The sequence below is a fragment of the Tenacibaculum sp. Ill genome (genome assembly GCF_051938915.1).
GTDB lineage: Bacteria > Bacteroidota > Bacteroidia > Flavobacteriales > Flavobacteriaceae > Polaribacter > Polaribacter larymnensis.
The window spans coordinates 475132-493688 of record NZ_JBPSCW010000002.1 but is presented as its reverse complement, the minus strand read 5'-3'; the positions used below and the strand labels follow the sequence as shown (position 1 = coordinate 493688).

Genomic DNA, 18557 nt, shown 5'->3' with positions numbered 1-18557 from the left:
TATGAATTTTGAAAATATTTTAGTTGAACAAGCTAACGGATTGGCAACTATTACAATTAACCGACCAAAAAAACTAAACGCTTTAAACAAAGCTACTATTGAAGAACTTCATAATGCTTTCAAGGATTTAGAAGAAGACAGTGCTGTTAAAGTAATTATTATCACAGGAAGTGGAGAAAAAGCATTTGTTGCTGGGGCAGATATTTCTGAGTTTGCACATTTCTCTGTTGAAGAAGGAGGAATGTTAGCTAGAAAAGGACAAGAAATCTTATTTGACTTTGTTGAAAACCTATCTACTCCAGTTATAGCTGCTGTTAATGGCTTTGCTTTAGGAGGTGGATTAGAGTTAGCAATGGCTTGTCATTTTAGAGTAGCTTCTGATAATGCTAAAATGGGCTTACCTGAAGTTTCTTTAGGAGTTATTCCTGGATATGGTGGTACACAACGCTTACCTCAATTGGTTGGTAAGGGAAAGGCTATGGAATTAATAATGACAGCAGATATGATTTCTGCCGAGGAAGCTAAAGAAGCTGGATTGGTAAATCATGTAACTTCACAAGAAGAGCTTTTACCTTTAGCTGAAAAGATTGCTTCAAAAATTATGCGCAACTCTTCAGTTGCCATTAGCGCAGCAATTAAAGCTGTTAACGATAATTTCAAAGATGGTGTAAATGGTTTTGAAAGCGAAATTACAGAGTTTGGGAATTGTTTTGGCACCGAAGATTTTAAAGAAGGAACCACCGCCTTTCTAGAGAAACGTAAACCTGATTTCCCAGGAAAATAATACCTTTTTTAAAGAATATTCTACATAAAAAAATAGCATCTAAATAGAATTTAGATGCTATTTTTACAATAAGGGGATTACATTAATAAAATGGGGGTTATTAACTGAAGCAAATATATACTAAATTCAATAACATCCAAATTTTAACGTAAACTTTTTATTAAAACAACACAATCTTTACATTATTAACACAATAAGCACTAATTCTTTCCATTCCACTCTTTATAAAACTGTTCTAAAAAACCTTCCATGTAAGTATGCCTCTGTTCTGCAATTGATTTTCCTGTAGTAGTATTCATCTTATCTTTTAAAAGCAAAAGTTTTTCATAAAAGTGATTAATTGTAGGCGCTGTAGACTTTTTATATTCTTCTTTAGTCATGTTTAAATTTGGGGTAACCTCTGGATTATAAAGCTCCCTGTTTTTAAACCCTCCGTAATTAAAGCAACGAGCTATTCCTACAGCTCCAATGGCATCTAGTCTATCAGCATCTTGAACAACATTTAACTCAGGAGAAGTGAAGTTTTGTTTAAAGTTTCCTCCTTTAAAAGAGATATTAGTGATGATTTTTTCTATATGAGTAATTATTTCTTCTGATACTTTTTGACTTTCAAGAAAAGCTCTTGCTTTTTGTGGACCAACAGTTTCATCTCCATCATGAAATTTACTATCAGCTATATCATGCAACAATGCTCCTAAAGAAACCACAAATTCATCAACTTTTTCATCTTTTGCAATTAACAAAGCATTTTTATAAACTCGTTCAATGTGAAAAAAATCATGTCCGCCTTCTGCTCCTTGTAAAGTTTCTTTTACAAACTCAATGGTGTTTTGTATTATTTGTTCTTTGTTCATTATCCAAAAATAAAAATCCTGTACTTATAAGCACAGGATTTTAAAAGTATTATTATAAATTATTTTATGCAGTAACAGATGGTTTAACCAAATTGTTAGCTACTAAATATTCTGCTATTTGAATAGTATTAGTTGCAGCTCCTTTGCGAAGATTATCTGCAACAATCCACATGTTTAACGTATTTGGTTGAGATTCATCCCTTCTAATTCTACCCACAAAAACCTCATCTTTATTATTTGCTAAAATAGGCATAGGGTATACATTGTTTTGTACATCATCTTGTACAATAACACCATCCGTTTTACCAAGTAACTCACGTACTTTTTCTAGTTCAAAATCATTTTCAAACTGAACATTTACAGCCTCAGAATGTCCTCCTGCTGTTGGAATTCTAACTGCTGTTGCTGTAACTGCGAAAGAATCGTCTCGTAAAATCTTTTTAGGTTCTTTTACAAGCTTCATTTCTTCTTTAGTATACCCGTTTTCTAAGAATACATCGCAATGAGGTAATGCATTTCTTCCTATCGGATGCGGATACGCCATTTCTCCCTCAATTCCAGCCTCTTCATTATCCAATTGCTGAACAGCTTTTACACCTGTTCCTGAAACTGATTGATACGTTGAAATCACCACACGTTTCATGTTATATTCTTTATGTAACGGAGCTAATGCCATTACTAACTGAATAGTAGAGCAGTTTGGGTTTGCAATAATCTTATCTTCACTAGTTAATACATCTCCATTAATTTCAGGAACTACTAGTTTTTTGGTTGGATCCATTCTCCAAGCAGATGAATTATCAATTACTGTTGTTCCAACAGCTGCAAACTTCGGAGCCCATTCTAAAGAAGTGTCTCCACCTGCTGAAAACAATGCAATATCAGGTTGCATTTTCACTGCGGTTTCTAAACCAACCACCGTATAATTTGTTCCTTTAAATTCTATTTTATTTCCTACCGAACGCTCTGAAGCAACAGGAATTAATTCTGTTACTGGAAAATTACGTTCTGCTAAAACTTGTAACATTACATTACCTACCATTCCGGTAGCGCCTACTACTGCTACTCTCATCTTTTTACTATTTGAGTATAAAATTAATTGTTTGTATGTTACAAAGGTTTAAAAAAAACAAATTGGTTGTATCTTAATTGTGTAAAAAAATACGTTAAAGTTTAAAATTATATCACTTTTGATTAAAAAGTGTTGTTTTAAACAGTAAAACTCAAAAAATCAGTACATTTGCACCGATTTTTTATTAAAATCATAACATATTTGTTTAACTTAAAAAAGTATAGCATGCAACTGTACAACAAGTTAAGCGCTGAAGAACGCGCTAAATTAATAGACGATGCGGGTAAAGACCGTATTACCATTTCATTCTATCAATACCACAAGATAGAAAATCCAACTTTATTTAGAAATAAATTATTCCTTGAGTGGAATGAGCTAGATGTTTTAGGAAGAACGTATGTTTCTTACGAAGGAATCAATGCTCAAATATCCGTACCATCTGAAAACTTTTTAGCTTTAAAAGATCAGTTAGATAGTATTTCTTTTTTAAATGGAATTCGTTTGAATGTTGCCATTGAACACGACAACAAATCCTTTTTAAAACTAAAAGTAAAAGTTCGTAACAAGATTGTTGCTGACGGATTAAATGATGACACTTTTGATGTTACTGATAAAGGAGTGCACCTAAATGCAAAAGAGTTTAATGAAATGCTAGCAAACCCTAATACGGTTTGTGTAGATATGCGTAATCATTACGAAAGTGAAATTGGACATTTTGATGGGGCTGTAACTCCAGATGTAGATACGTTTAGAGATTCTTTAGATATTATTGAAGAAGATTTAAAAGATCATAAAGAAGACAAAAACTTATTAATGTATTGTACTGGTGGTATTCGATGTGAAAAAGCATCTGCCTACTACAAACACAAAGGTTTTAAAAATGTTTTTCAGCTTGAAGGAGGAATTATTGAATATACTCGCCAAGTAAAAGCTGAAGGTATAGAAAATAAATTTTTAGGAAAGAATTTTGTTTTTGACCATAGAAGAGCTGAAAAGATTTCTGATGATGTAATTGCTAATTGCCACCAATGCGGAAAACCTTGCGACACCCATACTAACTGTGCTAACGAAGGTTGTCACTTACTATTTATTCAGTGTGATGAATGTGCTGAGAAAATGGAAAACACCTGTTCTCCTGAATGTCAAGACATCATTCATTTACCATACGAAGAACAAAAAGAATTGCGTAAAGGAAAACACGCAAGTAATAAAATATTTAAAAAAGGACGTTCAGAAGCTTTAAAATTTAAAAAGTAATGCAAAAGATTGAGTTAATGGCTCCTGCTGGTAATTTTGAATCGTTACAAGCAGCATTAGACAATGGATGTGATTCAATATATTTTGGTGTTGAGCAATTAAATATGCGTGCTCGAGCATCTATCAACTTTACCTTAGACGATTTAGAAGAGATTTCTCGTAGATGTACTGAGAAAAATGTTCGTACGTATTTAACATTAAATACTATTGTATACGATCATGATTTATCTATCGTAAAAACCTTAATCAAAAGAGCTAAAGAAGCTAATATTACTGCCGTAATCGCTATGGATCAAGCTGTAATTGCAATGGCTAGAGCTGAAGGTATGGAGGTTCATATTTCTACTCAAATTAATATCACCAACATCGAAACAGTTAAGTTTTATGCTATGTTTGCTGATACTGTGGTATTGAGTAGAGAACTAAGTTTACGTCAGGTAAAAAAGATTACAGAGCAGATTGAAAAAGAAGAAATCAAAGGGCCTTCTGGTCGTTTGTTAGAAATTGAAATTTTTGGTCACGGAGCACTTTGTATGGCGGTTTCTGGAAAATGTTATATGAGTTTACATTCACATAATTCATCAGCAAACAGAGGTGCATGTAAACAAAATTGCCGCAAAAAATATACGGTAATTGACCAAGAATCTGGTTTTGAAATGGAATTAGACAATGAGTATATCATGTCTCCAAAAGATTTATGTACCATCGATTTCTTAGATCAGGTTGCAGATGCTGGAATTAAAGTATTGAAGATTGAAGGTCGTGGACGTGCACCAGAATATGTAGCTAAAGTTATTAAGTGCTATCGTGATGCTATTGATAGTTTATACAATGGAACTTACGATAAAGAAAAGGTAATTAGCTGGATGCAAGAGTTAGAAAAAGTATATAATCGCGGTTTCTGGAACGGGTATTATTTAGGACAAAAGTTAGGTGAGTGGAGTAAAGAACCTGGTTCGCATGCTACTCAAAAGAAGGTGTATTTAGGAAAGGGAATGCACTATTTCCCTAAAGCAGAAGTTGGAGAGTTTAAGATTGAAGCATACGATTTAGCAATTGGTGATACCATTTTAATTACAGGGCCAACAACAGGTGCTCAAGAAATGGAATTAAAGAGCATGTTTGTAAACGACAAAGAATCACAAACTGCTACCAAAGGTGATGAAGTTACGATGAAGTTAGATTTCAGAATTCGTCCTTCAGACAAATTATACAAAATTGTAAAAACTGAATTTGCTAAAAACTAATGGTTGTAATTACCTTACAAAGAAACAAATGTATTGGTTGTAATTATTGCGTGGAGTTAGCTCCGGCACAATTTCAAATGTCGAAAAAGGACGGAAAATCAGTTTTATTACATTCCGCAGAAAAGAAAGGTTTCTTTACTATAAAATCTCACGACGACAGTATTTTTGAAGCTGCTCACGAAGCAAAAAAAGCATGTCCTGTTAAAATAATTGAAGTAAAACAAGTATAGTTTTAGAGAAAAGACCGCTTTCGCTGTTAGAAAAAAGAATCAAGACTAACAAAAAGCTCTCTTACGAGGGCTTTTGTTATTTTTACAGAATGGAATTACAACCTCCTTTTCGTAAAATTATTCATGTAGATATGGATGCTTTTTATGCATCTGTTGAGCAATTGGATAATCCTGAATTGCGAGGTAAGCCTGTTGCTGTTGGTGGTAGCGAAATACGTGGTGTGGTTTCGGCGGCAAGCTATGAAGCTAGAAAGTTTGGGGTTCGTTCTGCAATGAGTGGAGTATTAGCAAAACAAAAATGTCCGCACATCATCTTTGTACCTCCTAGATTTGATCGCTACAAAGAAATTTCCTCAAAAATTAGAAAAATCTTTTACGATTATACCGATTTGGTAGAGCCCCTATCTTTAGACGAAGCTTATTTAGATGTTACTGAAAACAAAAAAGGAAATCCATCTGCAAGTATGATTGCTCAAGAAATTCGTCAGCGAATATGGGACGAATTAGAATTACGAGCATCTGCAGGTATCTCTATCAATAAATTTATAGCAAAAGTAGCTTCTGACATTAACAAACCTAACGGACAAAAAACCATCAACCCAGAAGAAGTGATAGAGTTTTTAGAACAACTTCCTGTAAATAAATTTTATGGAGTAGGTAAAGTTACCGCTGCTAAAATGCACAACTTAGGCATATTTACAGGATTAGATTTAAAACAAAAATCTTTGGATGAACTCAGTAAATTATTTGGAAAATCAGGATTGCATTATTACAACATTGTTAGGGGTATTCATAATTCGGAAGTGAAGCCAAATCGCGTTAGAAAATCGATTGCTGCCGAAACTACTTTTAGAGAAAATTTATCTTCAGAGGTTTTTATGTTAGAACGTCTTGAAAAAATAGCTGATGAATTGGAACGTCGAATGAAAAAATCGAACACCAAAGGTAAAACAGTAACTCTTAAAATTAAATACAGCGATTTTACGCAACAAACCCGTAGTAAAACTACCAACCATTACCTTCAGCTAAAAAAAGAGTTCTATCCTATCGTAAAAGAGCTATTGTATCAAGATACACTTAACAACTCTGTCCGCTTATTAGGCATTTCTTTTAGCAACTTAAATACAGAGAAAAAAGAACCTGTTTGGGTTCAATTACGATTTGACTTTTAAAGGATTGGTATTTTCAACGAAACTTTGGTGCCTTTAGGGTTTCCTTCTTCGTCAATTATATCTGTATAAATTAATGAATAGTTATTTGCATACTCATTTGCAAAGTTTCGCAATCGTTCTTTAGTTAAATCTATACCTATAGACCTACGATTTAACGATTTGTTTTTTCTAATTTTCATAGCAGCATCCCTACCAATTCCATTATCTACAATATCAATTTGTATAAACTCATCTGATATTTTTGTAACCGACAATGAAACTTCTTTTTTTCCTTTCTTAGATGAAAGTCCATGCCAAATAGAGTTTTCTAAAAAAGGTTGCAATATTAATGGTGGAACTTTTATCCTTTCTATGTTTACATTTGGATCAATATTTTCAATGTAATTCACTTCATTTGATAATCGAATGTTCTCGATACTCATATATAAATTCATTGTTTTTAGCTCTTCACTTAACGTTACTTCCTTAACAGATGAAGACTCCAAAATGCTGCGAATTAATTTTGAAAATTTATTTAAATAATATACTGCGTTCTTCTGTTCATTATTTATAACATAGAGCTTAATAGAGTTTAACGCATTAAATACAAAATGCGGATTCATTTGAATTCTTAAAGCTTCCTGTTCTAGCATTAATATTTTCTTGTCATTATTTAATAAACGTTGCCTATACATAGAATATAACAACACGCCTAATAACGCTATAGAAACTAATGCTATAATTAAAACATTTCTATTTCGTAATAATTTTAGTTTTGCTATTTCATTCTCTTTTGCTAAATTTTTTATCTTATTTCTGCTTACCTCATTATCATATTTATTAATAAGGTTGTTTACGTATAGTATATTTTTATCATTAAACGTTTTACGCTCTCCTTCAATAGCTTTCTTATAAAAACTATACGCTTTTTCATAATTTTTTTGTTTCTCATACAGCTCAGACAAGTGCAAGTTAGATTGATTAATTCCTGAAGGAATTTTATGCTTATTAGCTACCTCTAAACCTTTTTCTAAATATATTTTTGCTTTATCTAAACTATCTAACTTTAATTGTACGTTTCCAAACGTAACATACACATCAGATGTGTAATATTGGTTTCCTATTTCCTCTGAAAGATCTACCACTTCACTTATATAGTTGTACGCTTCCTCATACTTTCCTTGCAGTAGTAAAACATTACTAATACTATTATGACAAATAACTTTTCCTATACTTGAGTTATTCTCTATATTATATTGTAAAGATTTATTATAGTGTTCTAACGCAGCATCTATATCTCCTAAATTTTGAAAAGCAAGCCCCATATTTTGGTGATTAATAGCCAACCCTCTTTTGTCTTCAGTTTTTTCTTGAATTAAAATTGCTTTTTTAAACTTTTCTAAAGCTAGTTGGTATTGCTTAAGAGCCAGATAAATATTACCAATACTATTGTTTGATATACTTATGCTTATTTTAGTATCAACATCTGGAATCTCAATTTTATCCGCTAATTCGAGTGCCATTTGATGATAATTTAAGGCATTTCTAATCTTATCTTGCCTTCTATATACAACTCCTATTTGATTGAGCGTAACAATTTCTGCATTTACGTCCTCTATTTCTCTTGATAACTCAAGAGCTTTCATATAATTCTCTATTGAACTATCAAAAAAAGAGTTGTTTCTGTAGTGCCTTCCTAGTAAGTTATAAGCATATACCTCACCTAACCTATACTCTTTTTTTTGACTTTCTCTTAAAAGAAAGTCTATATCTTCTTTATTAAATCGTTTACGTTGAAAAAAACGATATAAATCATAATAATCATCTATCTTTTTTTCTATTGCCAGCTGTATTAAATTATCTACGTTCTTCTTCTCTTCTTGTGAAAAACAAGAAAACGATACATAAAATAAAAAGATGATTATAATTAATTTCTTCATTTAAAATTTTTCTAGGAAATCCGATTTTCTTTGTCTAGAAACAGGAATTTTATGGTTATTTTCTAATACAACATAACCATCTGATTTTAAAAACTCTTTTATTTTATTTAAGTTAATTATATATGAATTATGTATTCTAAAAAAATGATCTTCTGGAAGAAGTAAGTTTATTTCTTTTAGTTTTTTTGTAACTACAATTTTCTTATTCGCTCCAGTAGTATATATTGTTGAATAATTACCATCAGACTCTACAAACAAAATTTCATCTTGAGACAAAAAAACTAGTTTACCATCTGTATTAATAGTTATTTTTCTTCTATTGAATTTTTCATTAAAGCTTGATAATATTTTCTCAACCTTTTCGGTATTGTTATTCTTCTTATAGTGTTGTTTAACTCTACCTATAGTTTCCTCCAAATCATCAGAATCAATAGGTTTAAGGAGATAATCTATCGCTTGATTCTTCAATGCCTTAATTGCATATTCATTATATGCTGTTGTAATAATTACGGCAAAATCTTTATTCTCAATTTTCTCTAACAATTGAAAACCATCCATCGTAGGCATTTCAATGTCTAGAAAAAGACAATCAATACTATTCTCATTTATAAACTTAATTGCTTTCTCAGCAACCGTGAATGTTTCTATGACTTCTATATCATTCCCAAAGCTTGATAGTTCCCAAGAAAGTCCCTGTATTGCTTTTGGTTCATCATCAACTATAACTGCTCTTAACATTTCATGTACATTTATATCAAATGTAACAGATAATATTTTAAAAATAAAATGTAACTAATACGATTTTAGCAAAAAATCAGTTCAAAACTATGTCATAAACATATTTTTTTTACCATTTACACAAAAAAGCAAACCATTTATACATCCTTTACATTAATAAACGTTCTTTTATATGATATTTGCAGTGTAATACACAAGGGGAATCATATTGATAAATTGGGGGATTAATCAATAATGATATTAAGTTATGAAACACCACTTTAAAGTGGTGTTTTTTTTATATAAATTCTAATGTTCGTTTATTTATATATACAAAAAAGCTCAACTAAATTTAGTTGAGCTTTTTATCTTATCCTAATCAGTTAGTTTCTTAAGCCTCAAATGGAGTTACAGAAACATATGATTTATTATCTCTTTTCTTTTGGAATTTTACAACACCATCAACTTTAGCATGTAAAGTATGATCTTTACCCATGTAAACATTTTCACCTGGATTGTGTTGAGTTCCTCTTTGACGAACAATAATGTTACCTGCAATAGCAGCTTGTCCTCCAAAAATCTTTACTCCTAATCGTTTCGATTCTGATTCACGACCGTTTTTCGAACTACCGACACCTTTCTTATGAGCCATCTTTGTAAGTTTTTAAAGTTAATTATTTACTTAATGCTTCAATTAATTCTGCTTTCTTTAAAGAAGTGTATCCTGTAATACCTTGTTCTTTAGCTAAAGCTTTTAATTCTGCTACAGTCATTGAACTTAAATCCTTCGATTCTTCTTTTGCTTCAGCCTTAGGAGCTTCTTTCTTAGCAGCCGCCTTTTTTACTCCTGACGCAGAAATTCCTTCGATTTGAATTTCAGTTAAATACTGTCTGTGTCCATTTTTCTTTTTGTAACCTTTTCTTCTTTTCTTTTTGAAAACGATTACTTTATCACCTTTTAAGTGACCTAAAATCTTTGCAGTTACTCCTGCACCTTCTATAGCTGGGGCGCCAATAGTTACGTTTCCTTTATCTTCAATAAGCATTACATTATCAAAAGTTACTTTTGATCCTTCTGCTTCTGGTAAACGGTGTACGTATACTTTTTGGTCTTTTGCTACTTTAAATTGCTGCCCTGCTATCTCTACGATTGCGTACATACTATTTGTTTTGCGTTTATACTTTATTCACACTTTCTTAAATAAAAATGCGGGTGCAAATATACATTTTTTACTTCAAAAAAAAATGTATTACTCAGAAAATTACTCTTTTAGCATAAAAAAGGTTCGTTTTTATTATTTCAACTGTAACAAATACTATAATTTCACGTCAAATACACGAAAATCATTAAAAATTAAATTTCAATCAATGAGAAAAAGAGTTATCACTCTAGCTTCAGCTTTGTTGTTAGGCTTATCGGCTAATGCACAAAAAGTTGAGTTTGAAGAGTACGATTTAAGCAACGGAATGCACGTTATTTTGCATCAAGACAATTCTGCTCCTGTTGTTACTGTTGGAGTAATGTACCATGTAGGGTCTAAAGATGAAGAGAATGGGAAAACAGGAATGGCGCATTTTTATGAGCACTTGTTATTTACCGGAACTAAAAATATTGGCCGTGGTGAATGGAATAAAATTGAAGCTGCGAATGGTGGAACTGGTAATGCTAACACTAACTGGGACAGAACCTACTACTACGAAACATTCCCTTCTAATAACTTACAGTTAGGTTTATGGATGGAATCTGAGCGATTGTTACATCCAATTATCGACCAAAAAGCTGTAGATACTCAAAACGAAGTGGTTAAAGAAGAAAAACGTCAACGTATGGATAATGCTCCTTATGGGAAAATTATATATGGAGACGTGTATAGTCATATTTTTGACAAGCACAATTATGGTAGACCTATGATTGGTTACATTAAAGATTTAGATGCCGCTAAACTGAGTGAATTTCAAGATTTTTACAACAAGTGGTACATGCCAAATAATGCTGTGTTAGTTGTTGCTGGTGATTTTGAAAAAACTTCTACTAAAAAGTTAATTAAAGATTATTTTGAGCCAATTCCTGCAAGAACACTTCCAAAAAGAGACAAAGTGGTTGAGCCTGAAAAAGCTAAAGAAAAGCGTGTAAAAGAATACGATTCAAACATTCAATTACCAGCTATTTTATTAGCACACAAAACTCCTTCAATGAAAGAAAGAGACTCTAAAGTATTGGATGTAATTTCGACTATTTTAAGTAACGGAAAAAGCTCTAGATTGTATAAAAAACTAGTTGACGATAAGAAAAAAGCATTACAAGTATTTTCTTTTGCTCGTAACCTAGAAGATTACAGTGTTTACAACATTGGAGCTATTCCTTTAGGAAAAACTTCTTTAAATGATTTAATTAAAGAAATGGATGAAGAAATTGAAAAACTTCAAACAGAGTTAATTTCTGATAGAGATTTACAAAAGGTTCGTAATAAATTTGAAAATCAGTTTGTTGCTTCAAATTCTAGTGTACAAGGTATCGCTAACTCTTTAGCAAGAAATTATATGTTAGTTGGAAACACTAATCAAATTAACAAAGAGTTAGAAGTTATCAACTCTATTACTAAAGAAGAAATTAGAGACGTTGCTAAAAAATATTTAGCTAAAAACCGTCGTGTTGTTATCGAATATTTACCAAAAAAGAAATAATCATCTAAACTGAATTTTAATGAAAACGAAAATATTTTCAATTATCACAATATTATTTCTATCATTAACTGTTTCAGCGCAGATTGATAGAACCCAACAGCCAAAACCAGGTCCAGCTCCTAAAATTAACTTAGGAACTCCTAAAAAGTTTGCTTTACCTAACGGATTGCAAGTTTTAGTGGTTGAAAATCATAAGTTACCAAGAGTATCTGCTACATTAACTATTGACAACCCACCAATGTCTTATGGAGATAAAAAAGGTGTTGAGGGCTTATTAAGCGGAATGCTTGGAACTGGATCTACAAACACTCCAAAAGCAAAGTTTGATGAAGAAGTTGACTTTTTAGGAGCTAACATCTCTTTTTGGGATGAAGGAGCTAGAGCAAGTTCATTATCTAAATACTTTCCAAAAGTACTAGGATTAATGGCTGATGCTGCTTTTAACCCTGTGTTTACTCAAGAAGAATTTGATAAGCAAATGAAACAATCTCTTGACGGAATAAAAAACAATGCCAAGAGTGTTAAAGCTATTGCTAGTAGAGTTGAAAACGCATTAACGTATGGTAAAAATCACCCTTTTGGAGAGTTTACCTCTGAAGAAACGTTAAAAAATGTTACGTTACAAGATGTTAAAGACTTATACAACAAAACGTATAAGCCTAATAATGCATACTTAATTATAATTGGTGATGTGAACTTTAACGATATTAAGTCACAAGTTAAAAACTTATTTGGAACTTGGAAAAAAGGTGATTTAGTTACTCAAAAATTACCAAAAGTTGAAAATCCAACAACTACTGAGATCAACTTTATTGATATGCCAAATGCTGTTCAGTCTGAATTATCTATCATTAACGCAGTAGATTTAAAGATGAACGATAAAGACTACTATGCTGCTTTATTAGCTAACCAAATTCTTGGTGGAGGCGGTACTGGTAGATTATACAAAAATCTTCGTGAAGATAAAGGGTACACTTATGGAGCTTATTCAGGAATCGGGTCAAGTAGATATGCTTCTCGTTTTAAAACAACTGCATCTGTAAGGAACATGGTTACTGATAGCGCTATGGTTGAAGCGATGAAAGAAATCAACAAAATCCGTTACCAAAAAGCAACTCAAGAAGAGTTAGATATAGCTAAAGCTAAATACATTGGAAACTTTGTTCGTAACGTTGAGAAGCCTCAAACAGTAGCTTCATATGCTTTAAACATTTTAACAAACGACTTACCTGCTGATTATTACAAGAACTACTTAAAAAATATTAATGCTGTGACATTAAACGATGTTCAAAATGCAGCAATTAAGTACTTCAAAGGAGATAAAGCTCGTATTATTATTACAGGTAAAGGAATTGATGTTTTAAAGAACTTAGAAAAAACAGCTGATTATAAAATCAACTATTTTGATAAAAACGGAAATCCTACTGAAAAACCAGCAATGAGTTTACCTATTCCTAACGGTGTTACAGCATCTAGTGTAGTGGATGATTATTTTAAAGCAATTGGAGGAAAAGACAAAGTAGCAAACGTAAAATCTGTAATGATTACTTCTAATGCTGCAGTTCAAGGAATGCAATTAAGTTTAGTTCAAAAAAATGCAACTCCTAACAAGTCTTCTGTTATTGTTTCTATGATGGGTAATGTAATGCAAAAAGTAATTTTTGACGGAACTAAAGGGTACCAAGAAGCTAACGGTCAGAAAAAAGAAATGACAGGAGAAGAGTTAGAAAAAGCAAAAAAGGAATCTGCTCCTTTTGCTGATAAAGCATATAAATCTGGAACTTTAGATAGAATTGAGCCTATAGACGGAAACAATGCTTATGTTATTAAACATGGTAAAAAAGAAATTTTTTATGATGTAAAGTCTGGATTAAAGGTTAAAGAGGTAAAATCTGCTAAAGGACCACAAGGAGAAATAAAAGTACCTGTAGTATTTGCAGATTACAAAGAGGTAAATGGAATTAAATTCCCTCATAAGATGATCCAAACTATGGGACCAATGAAAATGGAGTTTATTACAAAAGAAATTAAAATTAACGAAGGGGTTTCTGACGCTGATTTTAAATAAGAATTAGACCTAAGTCTATAAAAATGAAAGAGCCAAAATGCAATATTTTGGCTCTTTTTATTTTAAGTAATTTTAAAACTATCTAGCTTTATTTACCAACCAAACTCCAAACAAAATAATCCCTCCTGCTAATAACTGAATTAAGCTTAGCTTTTCTCCATCAACAATTCCCCAAATTACGGCAACCGCTGGAATTAAATATGTAACTGAAGCTGCAAAAACGGGAGATGATAGATGTACCATTTTATTAAATAGCACTTTTGCTATTCCTGTTCCTACAACAGCTAAAACAGTAATATAACCCAGTGCTGAAGTTGTTTCTGCTGTTACTTCAAAAGTTGAAAAGAATCCAGAAAAAGCTAAAACTATAAACGCTGGTATTATCAATAATAAAAAGTTTCCGGTTGTAATTGCCAGTGCATCTAAATCATCTAAATACTTTTTAATCATATTTACATTAAACGCATATCCTATTGAAGCTATTAGTATTAAAACAGCATACCAATAATTTTGATTCGGGTTTAATTCAGCTCCCTTTAAAATAAGTATCAAAGTACCTGCTAAACCTATTAAAACCCCATAAAACTGTTTTCTTTTAAAAGTAAACCCAAACACCAATGCTCCAAAAATAAATGTATTAAAAGGCGTTAATGAGTTTAAAATAGCTGGTATAGAGCTGTCTATTTTACTTACAGCAAAAGCAAACAAAAACGAAGGAAAAAAAGTACCCAAAATTGCTGTGTAAGCAACATATTTCCAGTGCTTCTTTTCTATTCTCTTTAAACTTTTAAATCCAACCAACAATAAAAAAACTGCTGTAATTAGCATTCGTAAAGCTCCTACTTGAATTGGAGTTAACCCAATTAGTGCCTTCTTCATTAAAATAAAAGAGCTTCCCCAAACCAGTGAAAGCACTATTAAAAACAACCATTTTTGTTGTTGACTATTCATTCTCAATTAATTTAAGTACAAAAGTCGTTTATTTCTATTTTTAATTTTGATTTTATTGATAAATTTGCTGAATAACTCAATAAATAAAAATGATGAAAATTCAGAAAATACTATTTGCTTTAGCTTTTGTTAGCTTTTTAGCTGTTGGATGTAAAAACGAAGCTAAAAAAGAGGAGGCACCTCAAGAGCAAAAAACAGCGGTAGCAGCTGATTCTAAAGAGCTTTCTTTAAGTATTTCAGGAATGACTTGTGAAATAGGTTGTGCTAGAAAAATAGCTTCTGACTTAAGCAAGAAAGAAGGTGTTTTAGAAGCAAATGTTGTTTTTAACGACAGTATTGCAACTATAAAATATGATGCTAACAAAACAAACAAAGCAGATTTAATTGCTTTTGTAGAAGGAATTGGTAGCGGAGACATGTATAAAGCTTCTGAAACAGCAAAAAAAGAAGCAGATAAAAAAGTATGCAATATGGAATGTTGCGCAGACAAAACAGAAGCAGAAAAGGCTTCTTGTGAAAAAGAATGCTGCACAAAAACAGAAGCAGAAAAAGCTGCTTGTAAAGAAGATTGCACCATGGCATGTTGTGCTGAAACAAAAAAAGCGTAATTGCTAATTCAAACAAAATCGAAAGCTCCTAATTTGGGAGCTTTTTTTATGCCTTTTAAGTATCTTTGCTAAAACTTTTTGTCAGATGAAAAAACATTTTCCTCTCATTGTAAAAATCTCGTTAATTGCTGTATATGCTATTTTTTTAGCTGGTTCTGTTGTTCGTATGACAGGTTCTGGAATGGGATGCCCTGATTGGCCAAAGTGTTTTGGTTATTACATTCCGCCAACTTCTGAAGAACAAATTACTTGGCAACCTGATTCTGAATACAAGAAAGGAATGATTATCGTAAAAGACGAAGCACTATTTGTAGCAGGTCATGATATTAAAACTTCTGAAAAGTTTAATGCCAACAACTGGGAAAAATACACTAAACATAACTACGCTAAATTTAATAAGTTTCATACCTGGACAGAGTATATTAACCGATTAAGTTCTGCTTTGGCTGGAATTCCGTTTTTGTTTTTAATTTTTGTTTCTCTTAAGTTTTGGAAAGAAAACAAACAAATAACACTTCTATCATTTGGTGCTTTCTTCTTGATGTTATTTGAAGCTTGGCTTGGTAAAACTGTTGTAGACTCTAACTTAAAACCAACTATAATTACCATTCACATGGTTGGTGGTTTAGTTATTGTTGCTTTGTTGTTATGGTTATTGTATATAGTTTCCGACCAAAAGAAAACATCTTATAAATACAATTCACTGTTTAGTAAATTAGTAATTCTTTCAGCTATATTTTCATTAATTCAAATTGCTTTAGGAACTCAAGTTCGTCAATTTATTGATGAACAAGTAAAACTACATGGGTTCGAAAACAAACATTATAGTTTGATGGATCCAAACATTAAATTTTACATCCATCGTTCATTTACCATAGCTATCGTATTGGTAAATCTTGGGCTTTTTTACTTAAATCAGATAAAAAATTTAGGTTACAAGTTAATAAATTGGATTGTTGCTTTAATCTTTTTAGAGACAATTACAGGTATTTTAATGTACTATGCTGAATTCCCACTAGGAACACAAGCTGTACACTTGTTATCGGGCGCTATTCTGTTTGGGTTACAGTTTTATTTGTGGTTGCAATCGAGAAAAGTAACGATTCAATAGCTTACTTTTTCCATTCCAACGTTTCCATCATGTGAATCATATCTTTTTTGATATATTCCACTGCTGGTAAAATAGAATCGTAATTTGGTTTGGTATAAAAGAATAAAGACCCTTTTAAAAAGTGTTTAGAGCTATCTGTTGCATGAAATTGCACTTGTGAAGCAGCGTTACCTAGAATTTGGTATAAACTTCCGTAAACTTTTGTATTTGGATTTGCATATTCTACTGGAGCAGTGATTTGATCTGCTTTAATAGCATGTTCAAATACTAGTTTCTCAGATTCAATTAATAACTCTCTTAAATTTCCTTCAATAGGACGATACGTAATATCTACCGATGCTTTTAAGCTTGGATACTCAACTTTCATCCAGTTTTTAGGCAAACCTTTAGTTTTAGCTATTTCAGCTGTCTCAAACGTATATGGTTTATTTAGGTTTTCTTTTTTATAAGTTTTATCAGGATATTCTAAACTTAGATAGCCTTTTGGTTTAGGTAAGGTTTCCTCACCACAACTTATTAAAAACATTGCTGATGCCAGCAAAAATAATTTACGCATTTCGGGTAACTTTTACTTGTTTTATACGTTTTTTAGCCAACGCTTCAATAGTAAACGTATAATTACTGAAGTTTATTTTTTCACCTTTTTTAGGAAACTTTCCTGAGACTTCTAAAATAAAACCAGCTATGGTTTCACTTTCTCCTTTAGCCTCTTCAAACTTTTCCTCATCTTCATCTTCTAAGACACGGCAAAAATCTTTAATGGTTATTTTTCCTTCAAAAATATAATTATTTTCATCAAGTTTCGAATAAGTTAGGTCTTCATCATCAAATTCATCATTAATATCTCCTACAATTTCTTCTATTACATCTTCTAATGTTACAATTCCACTAGTTCCGCCATATTCATCAACCACAATAGCTAAGTGCTTTTTCATTTCTTGAAACTCCACCAATAAATCGTCCAACTTTTTATTTTCTGGAACAAAAAAAGGTTCTCTCAACAGTTTCTGCCACTTAAATGTTTTCTTGTTTAAATGCTCTAATAAGTCTTTAGCATATAAAACACCAATAATATTATCTACATTCTCGTGATACACTGGGTTTCGAGAATATCCATTTTTTAAAATAGTTTTTAACACATCTTCATAACTAGTGTCATCAGCAATAGCACACACATCTGTTCGAGGCTTCATAATTTGTACAGTTTCAGTATTCCCGAAACTTACAATTCCTTCTAAAATCTTTTGTTCTTCTTTAGTCGTTGCATCATCAGATGTTAACTCTAATGCTTGCGACAAACGTTCTACAGAAAGATTATTATTCTTATTTCCTAGCTTGTTTTCAACAACACTTGTTAACCTTATAAGAGGAAGACTTAATGGGGTTAACAAAGTATTTAATACTTGAATAGGCTTAGCCATAAACTCTGCAAATTGCAATGATTTTCTGCTAGCATATACTTTTGGCAATACTTCACCAAACAATAAAATTAAAAAAGTAATGAGTACTATCTCTATAAGAAAAAGGACAGATACGTTAAAAAAGTAAAAGTTTAATTCGTAATCTAACCCCTCAAACAAAACCTTACCAATACTTGCAAAAAGTAACACGATAAGGATATTGATAAAGTTATTAGTGATTAAAATAGTTCCTAATAATTTTTTAGGATCATCGAGTAGTTTTACCACTATATTTTCCTCTTTAGAATTTGCGGAAAGCTCGTCTAATTCAGTTTGTGAAATTGAAAAAAAGGCAACTTCAGTTCCTGAAACTAACGCTGAGCAAACTAATAATAAAAGTAATAATAAACAGTTGATGGTAGTCAACCAGTCAAAACTTGATAATAATAAAAGTAAAGGTTCGGGTTCTGGGTCCAATTTTT

General features: G+C 31.7%; 18 protein-coding genes. 9 read left to right on the top strand and 9 right to left on the bottom strand.

The genetic code is table 11. The annotated features are described in order from the left end of the window. The first annotated feature begins 1 nt into the window (after position 1). Entirely contained in the window at positions 2–784 is a 783-nt protein-coding gene (locus ACTPNM_RS02385; protein WP_440120467.1) for an enoyl-CoA hydratase/isomerase family protein, read from the top strand. Between the two features lie 200 nt (positions 785–984). Here the strand turns inward: ACTPNM_RS02385 and ACTPNM_RS02380 are convergent, their stop codons facing one another. Both ACTPNM_RS02380 and ACTPNM_RS02375 read right to left on the bottom strand, forming a co-directional pair. Then, positions 985–1638, bottom strand: coding sequence for an HD domain-containing protein (locus tag ACTPNM_RS02380; RefSeq protein ID WP_274638944.1), 654 nt, complete (start codon positions 1636–1638; stop codon positions 985–987). Positions 1639–1702: 64 nt separating this feature from the next. Next, entirely contained in the window at positions 1703–2710 is a 1008-nt protein-coding gene (locus ACTPNM_RS02375) for an aspartate-semialdehyde dehydrogenase (RefSeq protein WP_440120466.1), read from the bottom strand. Positions 2711–2935: 225 nt separating this feature from the next. Here ACTPNM_RS02375 and trhO point away from each other — a divergent pair, with 225 nt between their 5' ends. The 4 genes from trhO to dinB all read left to right on the top strand — a co-directional run bounded on the left by trhO (position 2936) and on the right by dinB (position 6616). Then, the gene (trhO, locus tag ACTPNM_RS02370) at positions 2936–3967 is read left to right on the top strand and encodes an oxygen-dependent tRNA uridine(34) hydroxylase TrhO (RefSeq protein ID WP_440120465.1); all 1032 of its coding nucleotides are present in this window, start codon (positions 2936–2938) and stop codon (positions 3965–3967) included. After that, positions 3967–5214, top strand: a complete 1248-nt coding sequence (locus tag ACTPNM_RS02365) for a peptidase U32 family protein (protein WP_440120464.1) — start codon at positions 3967–3969, stop codon at positions 5212–5214. Before trhO ends, ACTPNM_RS02365 begins: the two co-directional genes overlap by 1 nt. Continuing rightward, positions 5214–5444: a ferredoxin gene (locus tag ACTPNM_RS02360; protein ID WP_440120463.1), complete on the top strand. Its 231-nt coding sequence runs from the start codon at positions 5214–5216 to the stop codon at positions 5442–5444. Before ACTPNM_RS02365 ends, ACTPNM_RS02360 begins: the two co-directional genes overlap by 1 nt. Before the next feature lie 89 nt (positions 5445–5533). Next, a complete protein-coding gene (gene dinB / locus ACTPNM_RS02355) occupies positions 5534–6616 on the top strand; it encodes a DNA polymerase IV (RefSeq protein WP_440120462.1) in 1083 nt (360 codons plus the stop codon). On the opposite strand, the gene ACTPNM_RS02350 is transcribed toward dinB, so the two are convergent. The 4 genes from ACTPNM_RS02350 to rplU form a co-directional block, all read right to left on the bottom strand. Then, positions 6613–8535, bottom strand: coding sequence for a tetratricopeptide repeat protein (locus tag ACTPNM_RS02350; protein ID WP_440120461.1), 1923 nt, complete (start codon positions 8533–8535; stop codon positions 6613–6615). The genes dinB and ACTPNM_RS02350 overlap by 4 nt on opposite strands. Then, the gene (locus tag ACTPNM_RS02345) at positions 8536–9273 is read right to left on the bottom strand and encodes a LytR/AlgR family response regulator transcription factor (protein ID WP_440120460.1); all 738 of its coding nucleotides are present in this window, start codon (positions 9271–9273) and stop codon (positions 8536–8538) included. It abuts the gene before it with no gap. Between the two features lie 370 nt (positions 9274–9643). Beyond that, positions 9644–9904: a 50S ribosomal protein L27 gene (gene rpmA, locus ACTPNM_RS02340; RefSeq protein ID WP_028891690.1), complete on the bottom strand. Its 261-nt coding sequence runs from the start codon at positions 9902–9904 to the stop codon at positions 9644–9646. Between the two features lie 22 nt (positions 9905–9926). Next, positions 9927–10412 (bottom strand): 50S ribosomal protein L21, encoded by a 486-nt coding sequence (gene rplU / locus ACTPNM_RS02335; RefSeq protein ID WP_274638936.1) that lies wholly within the window; start codon positions 10410–10412, stop codon positions 9927–9929. A gap of 208 nt (positions 10413–10620) precedes the next feature. Here rplU and ACTPNM_RS02330 point away from each other — a divergent pair, with 208 nt between their 5' ends. Continuing rightward, positions 10621–11937 (top strand): M16 family metallopeptidase, encoded by a 1317-nt coding sequence (locus tag ACTPNM_RS02330; protein WP_440120459.1) that lies wholly within the window; start codon positions 10621–10623, stop codon positions 11935–11937. A gap of 19 nt (positions 11938–11956) precedes the next feature. After that, entirely contained in the window at positions 11957–14005 is a 2049-nt protein-coding gene (locus tag ACTPNM_RS02325; RefSeq protein WP_440120458.1) for a M16 family metallopeptidase, read from the top strand. Positions 14006–14083: 78 nt separating this feature from the next. Here ACTPNM_RS02325 and ACTPNM_RS02320 read toward each other — a convergent pair whose 3' ends face one another. After that, positions 14084–14956 (bottom strand): DMT family transporter, encoded by an 873-nt coding sequence (locus tag ACTPNM_RS02320; RefSeq protein WP_440120457.1) that lies wholly within the window; start codon positions 14954–14956, stop codon positions 14084–14086. Between the two features lie 89 nt (positions 14957–15045). On the opposite strand from ACTPNM_RS02320, the gene ACTPNM_RS02315 reads away from it, so the two are divergent. Together ACTPNM_RS02315 and ACTPNM_RS02310 are read left to right on the top strand one after the other, a co-directional pair. Next, positions 15046–15564 carry a cation transporter gene (locus tag ACTPNM_RS02315; RefSeq protein WP_440120456.1) on the top strand — a complete coding sequence of 173 codons (519 nt, stop codon included), beginning with the start codon at positions 15046–15048 and terminating at the stop codon, positions 15562–15564. Between the two features lie 85 nt (positions 15565–15649). Next, a complete protein-coding gene (locus tag ACTPNM_RS02310) occupies positions 15650–16675 on the top strand; it encodes a COX15/CtaA family protein (protein WP_440120455.1) in 1026 nt (341 codons plus the stop codon). Between the two features lies 1 nt (position 16676). On the opposite strand, the gene gldD is transcribed toward ACTPNM_RS02310, so the two are convergent. After that, entirely contained in the window at positions 16677–17231 is a 555-nt protein-coding gene (gene gldD, locus ACTPNM_RS02305; protein WP_440120454.1) for a gliding motility lipoprotein GldD, read from the bottom strand. Continuing rightward, a complete protein-coding gene (gldE, locus tag ACTPNM_RS02300; RefSeq protein WP_274638929.1) occupies positions 17224–18552 on the bottom strand; it encodes a gliding motility-associated protein GldE in 1329 nt (442 codons plus the stop codon). The genes gldD and gldE overlap by 8 nt, the downstream gene beginning before the upstream one ends. Between the last annotated feature and the right edge of the window lie 5 nt (positions 18553–18557).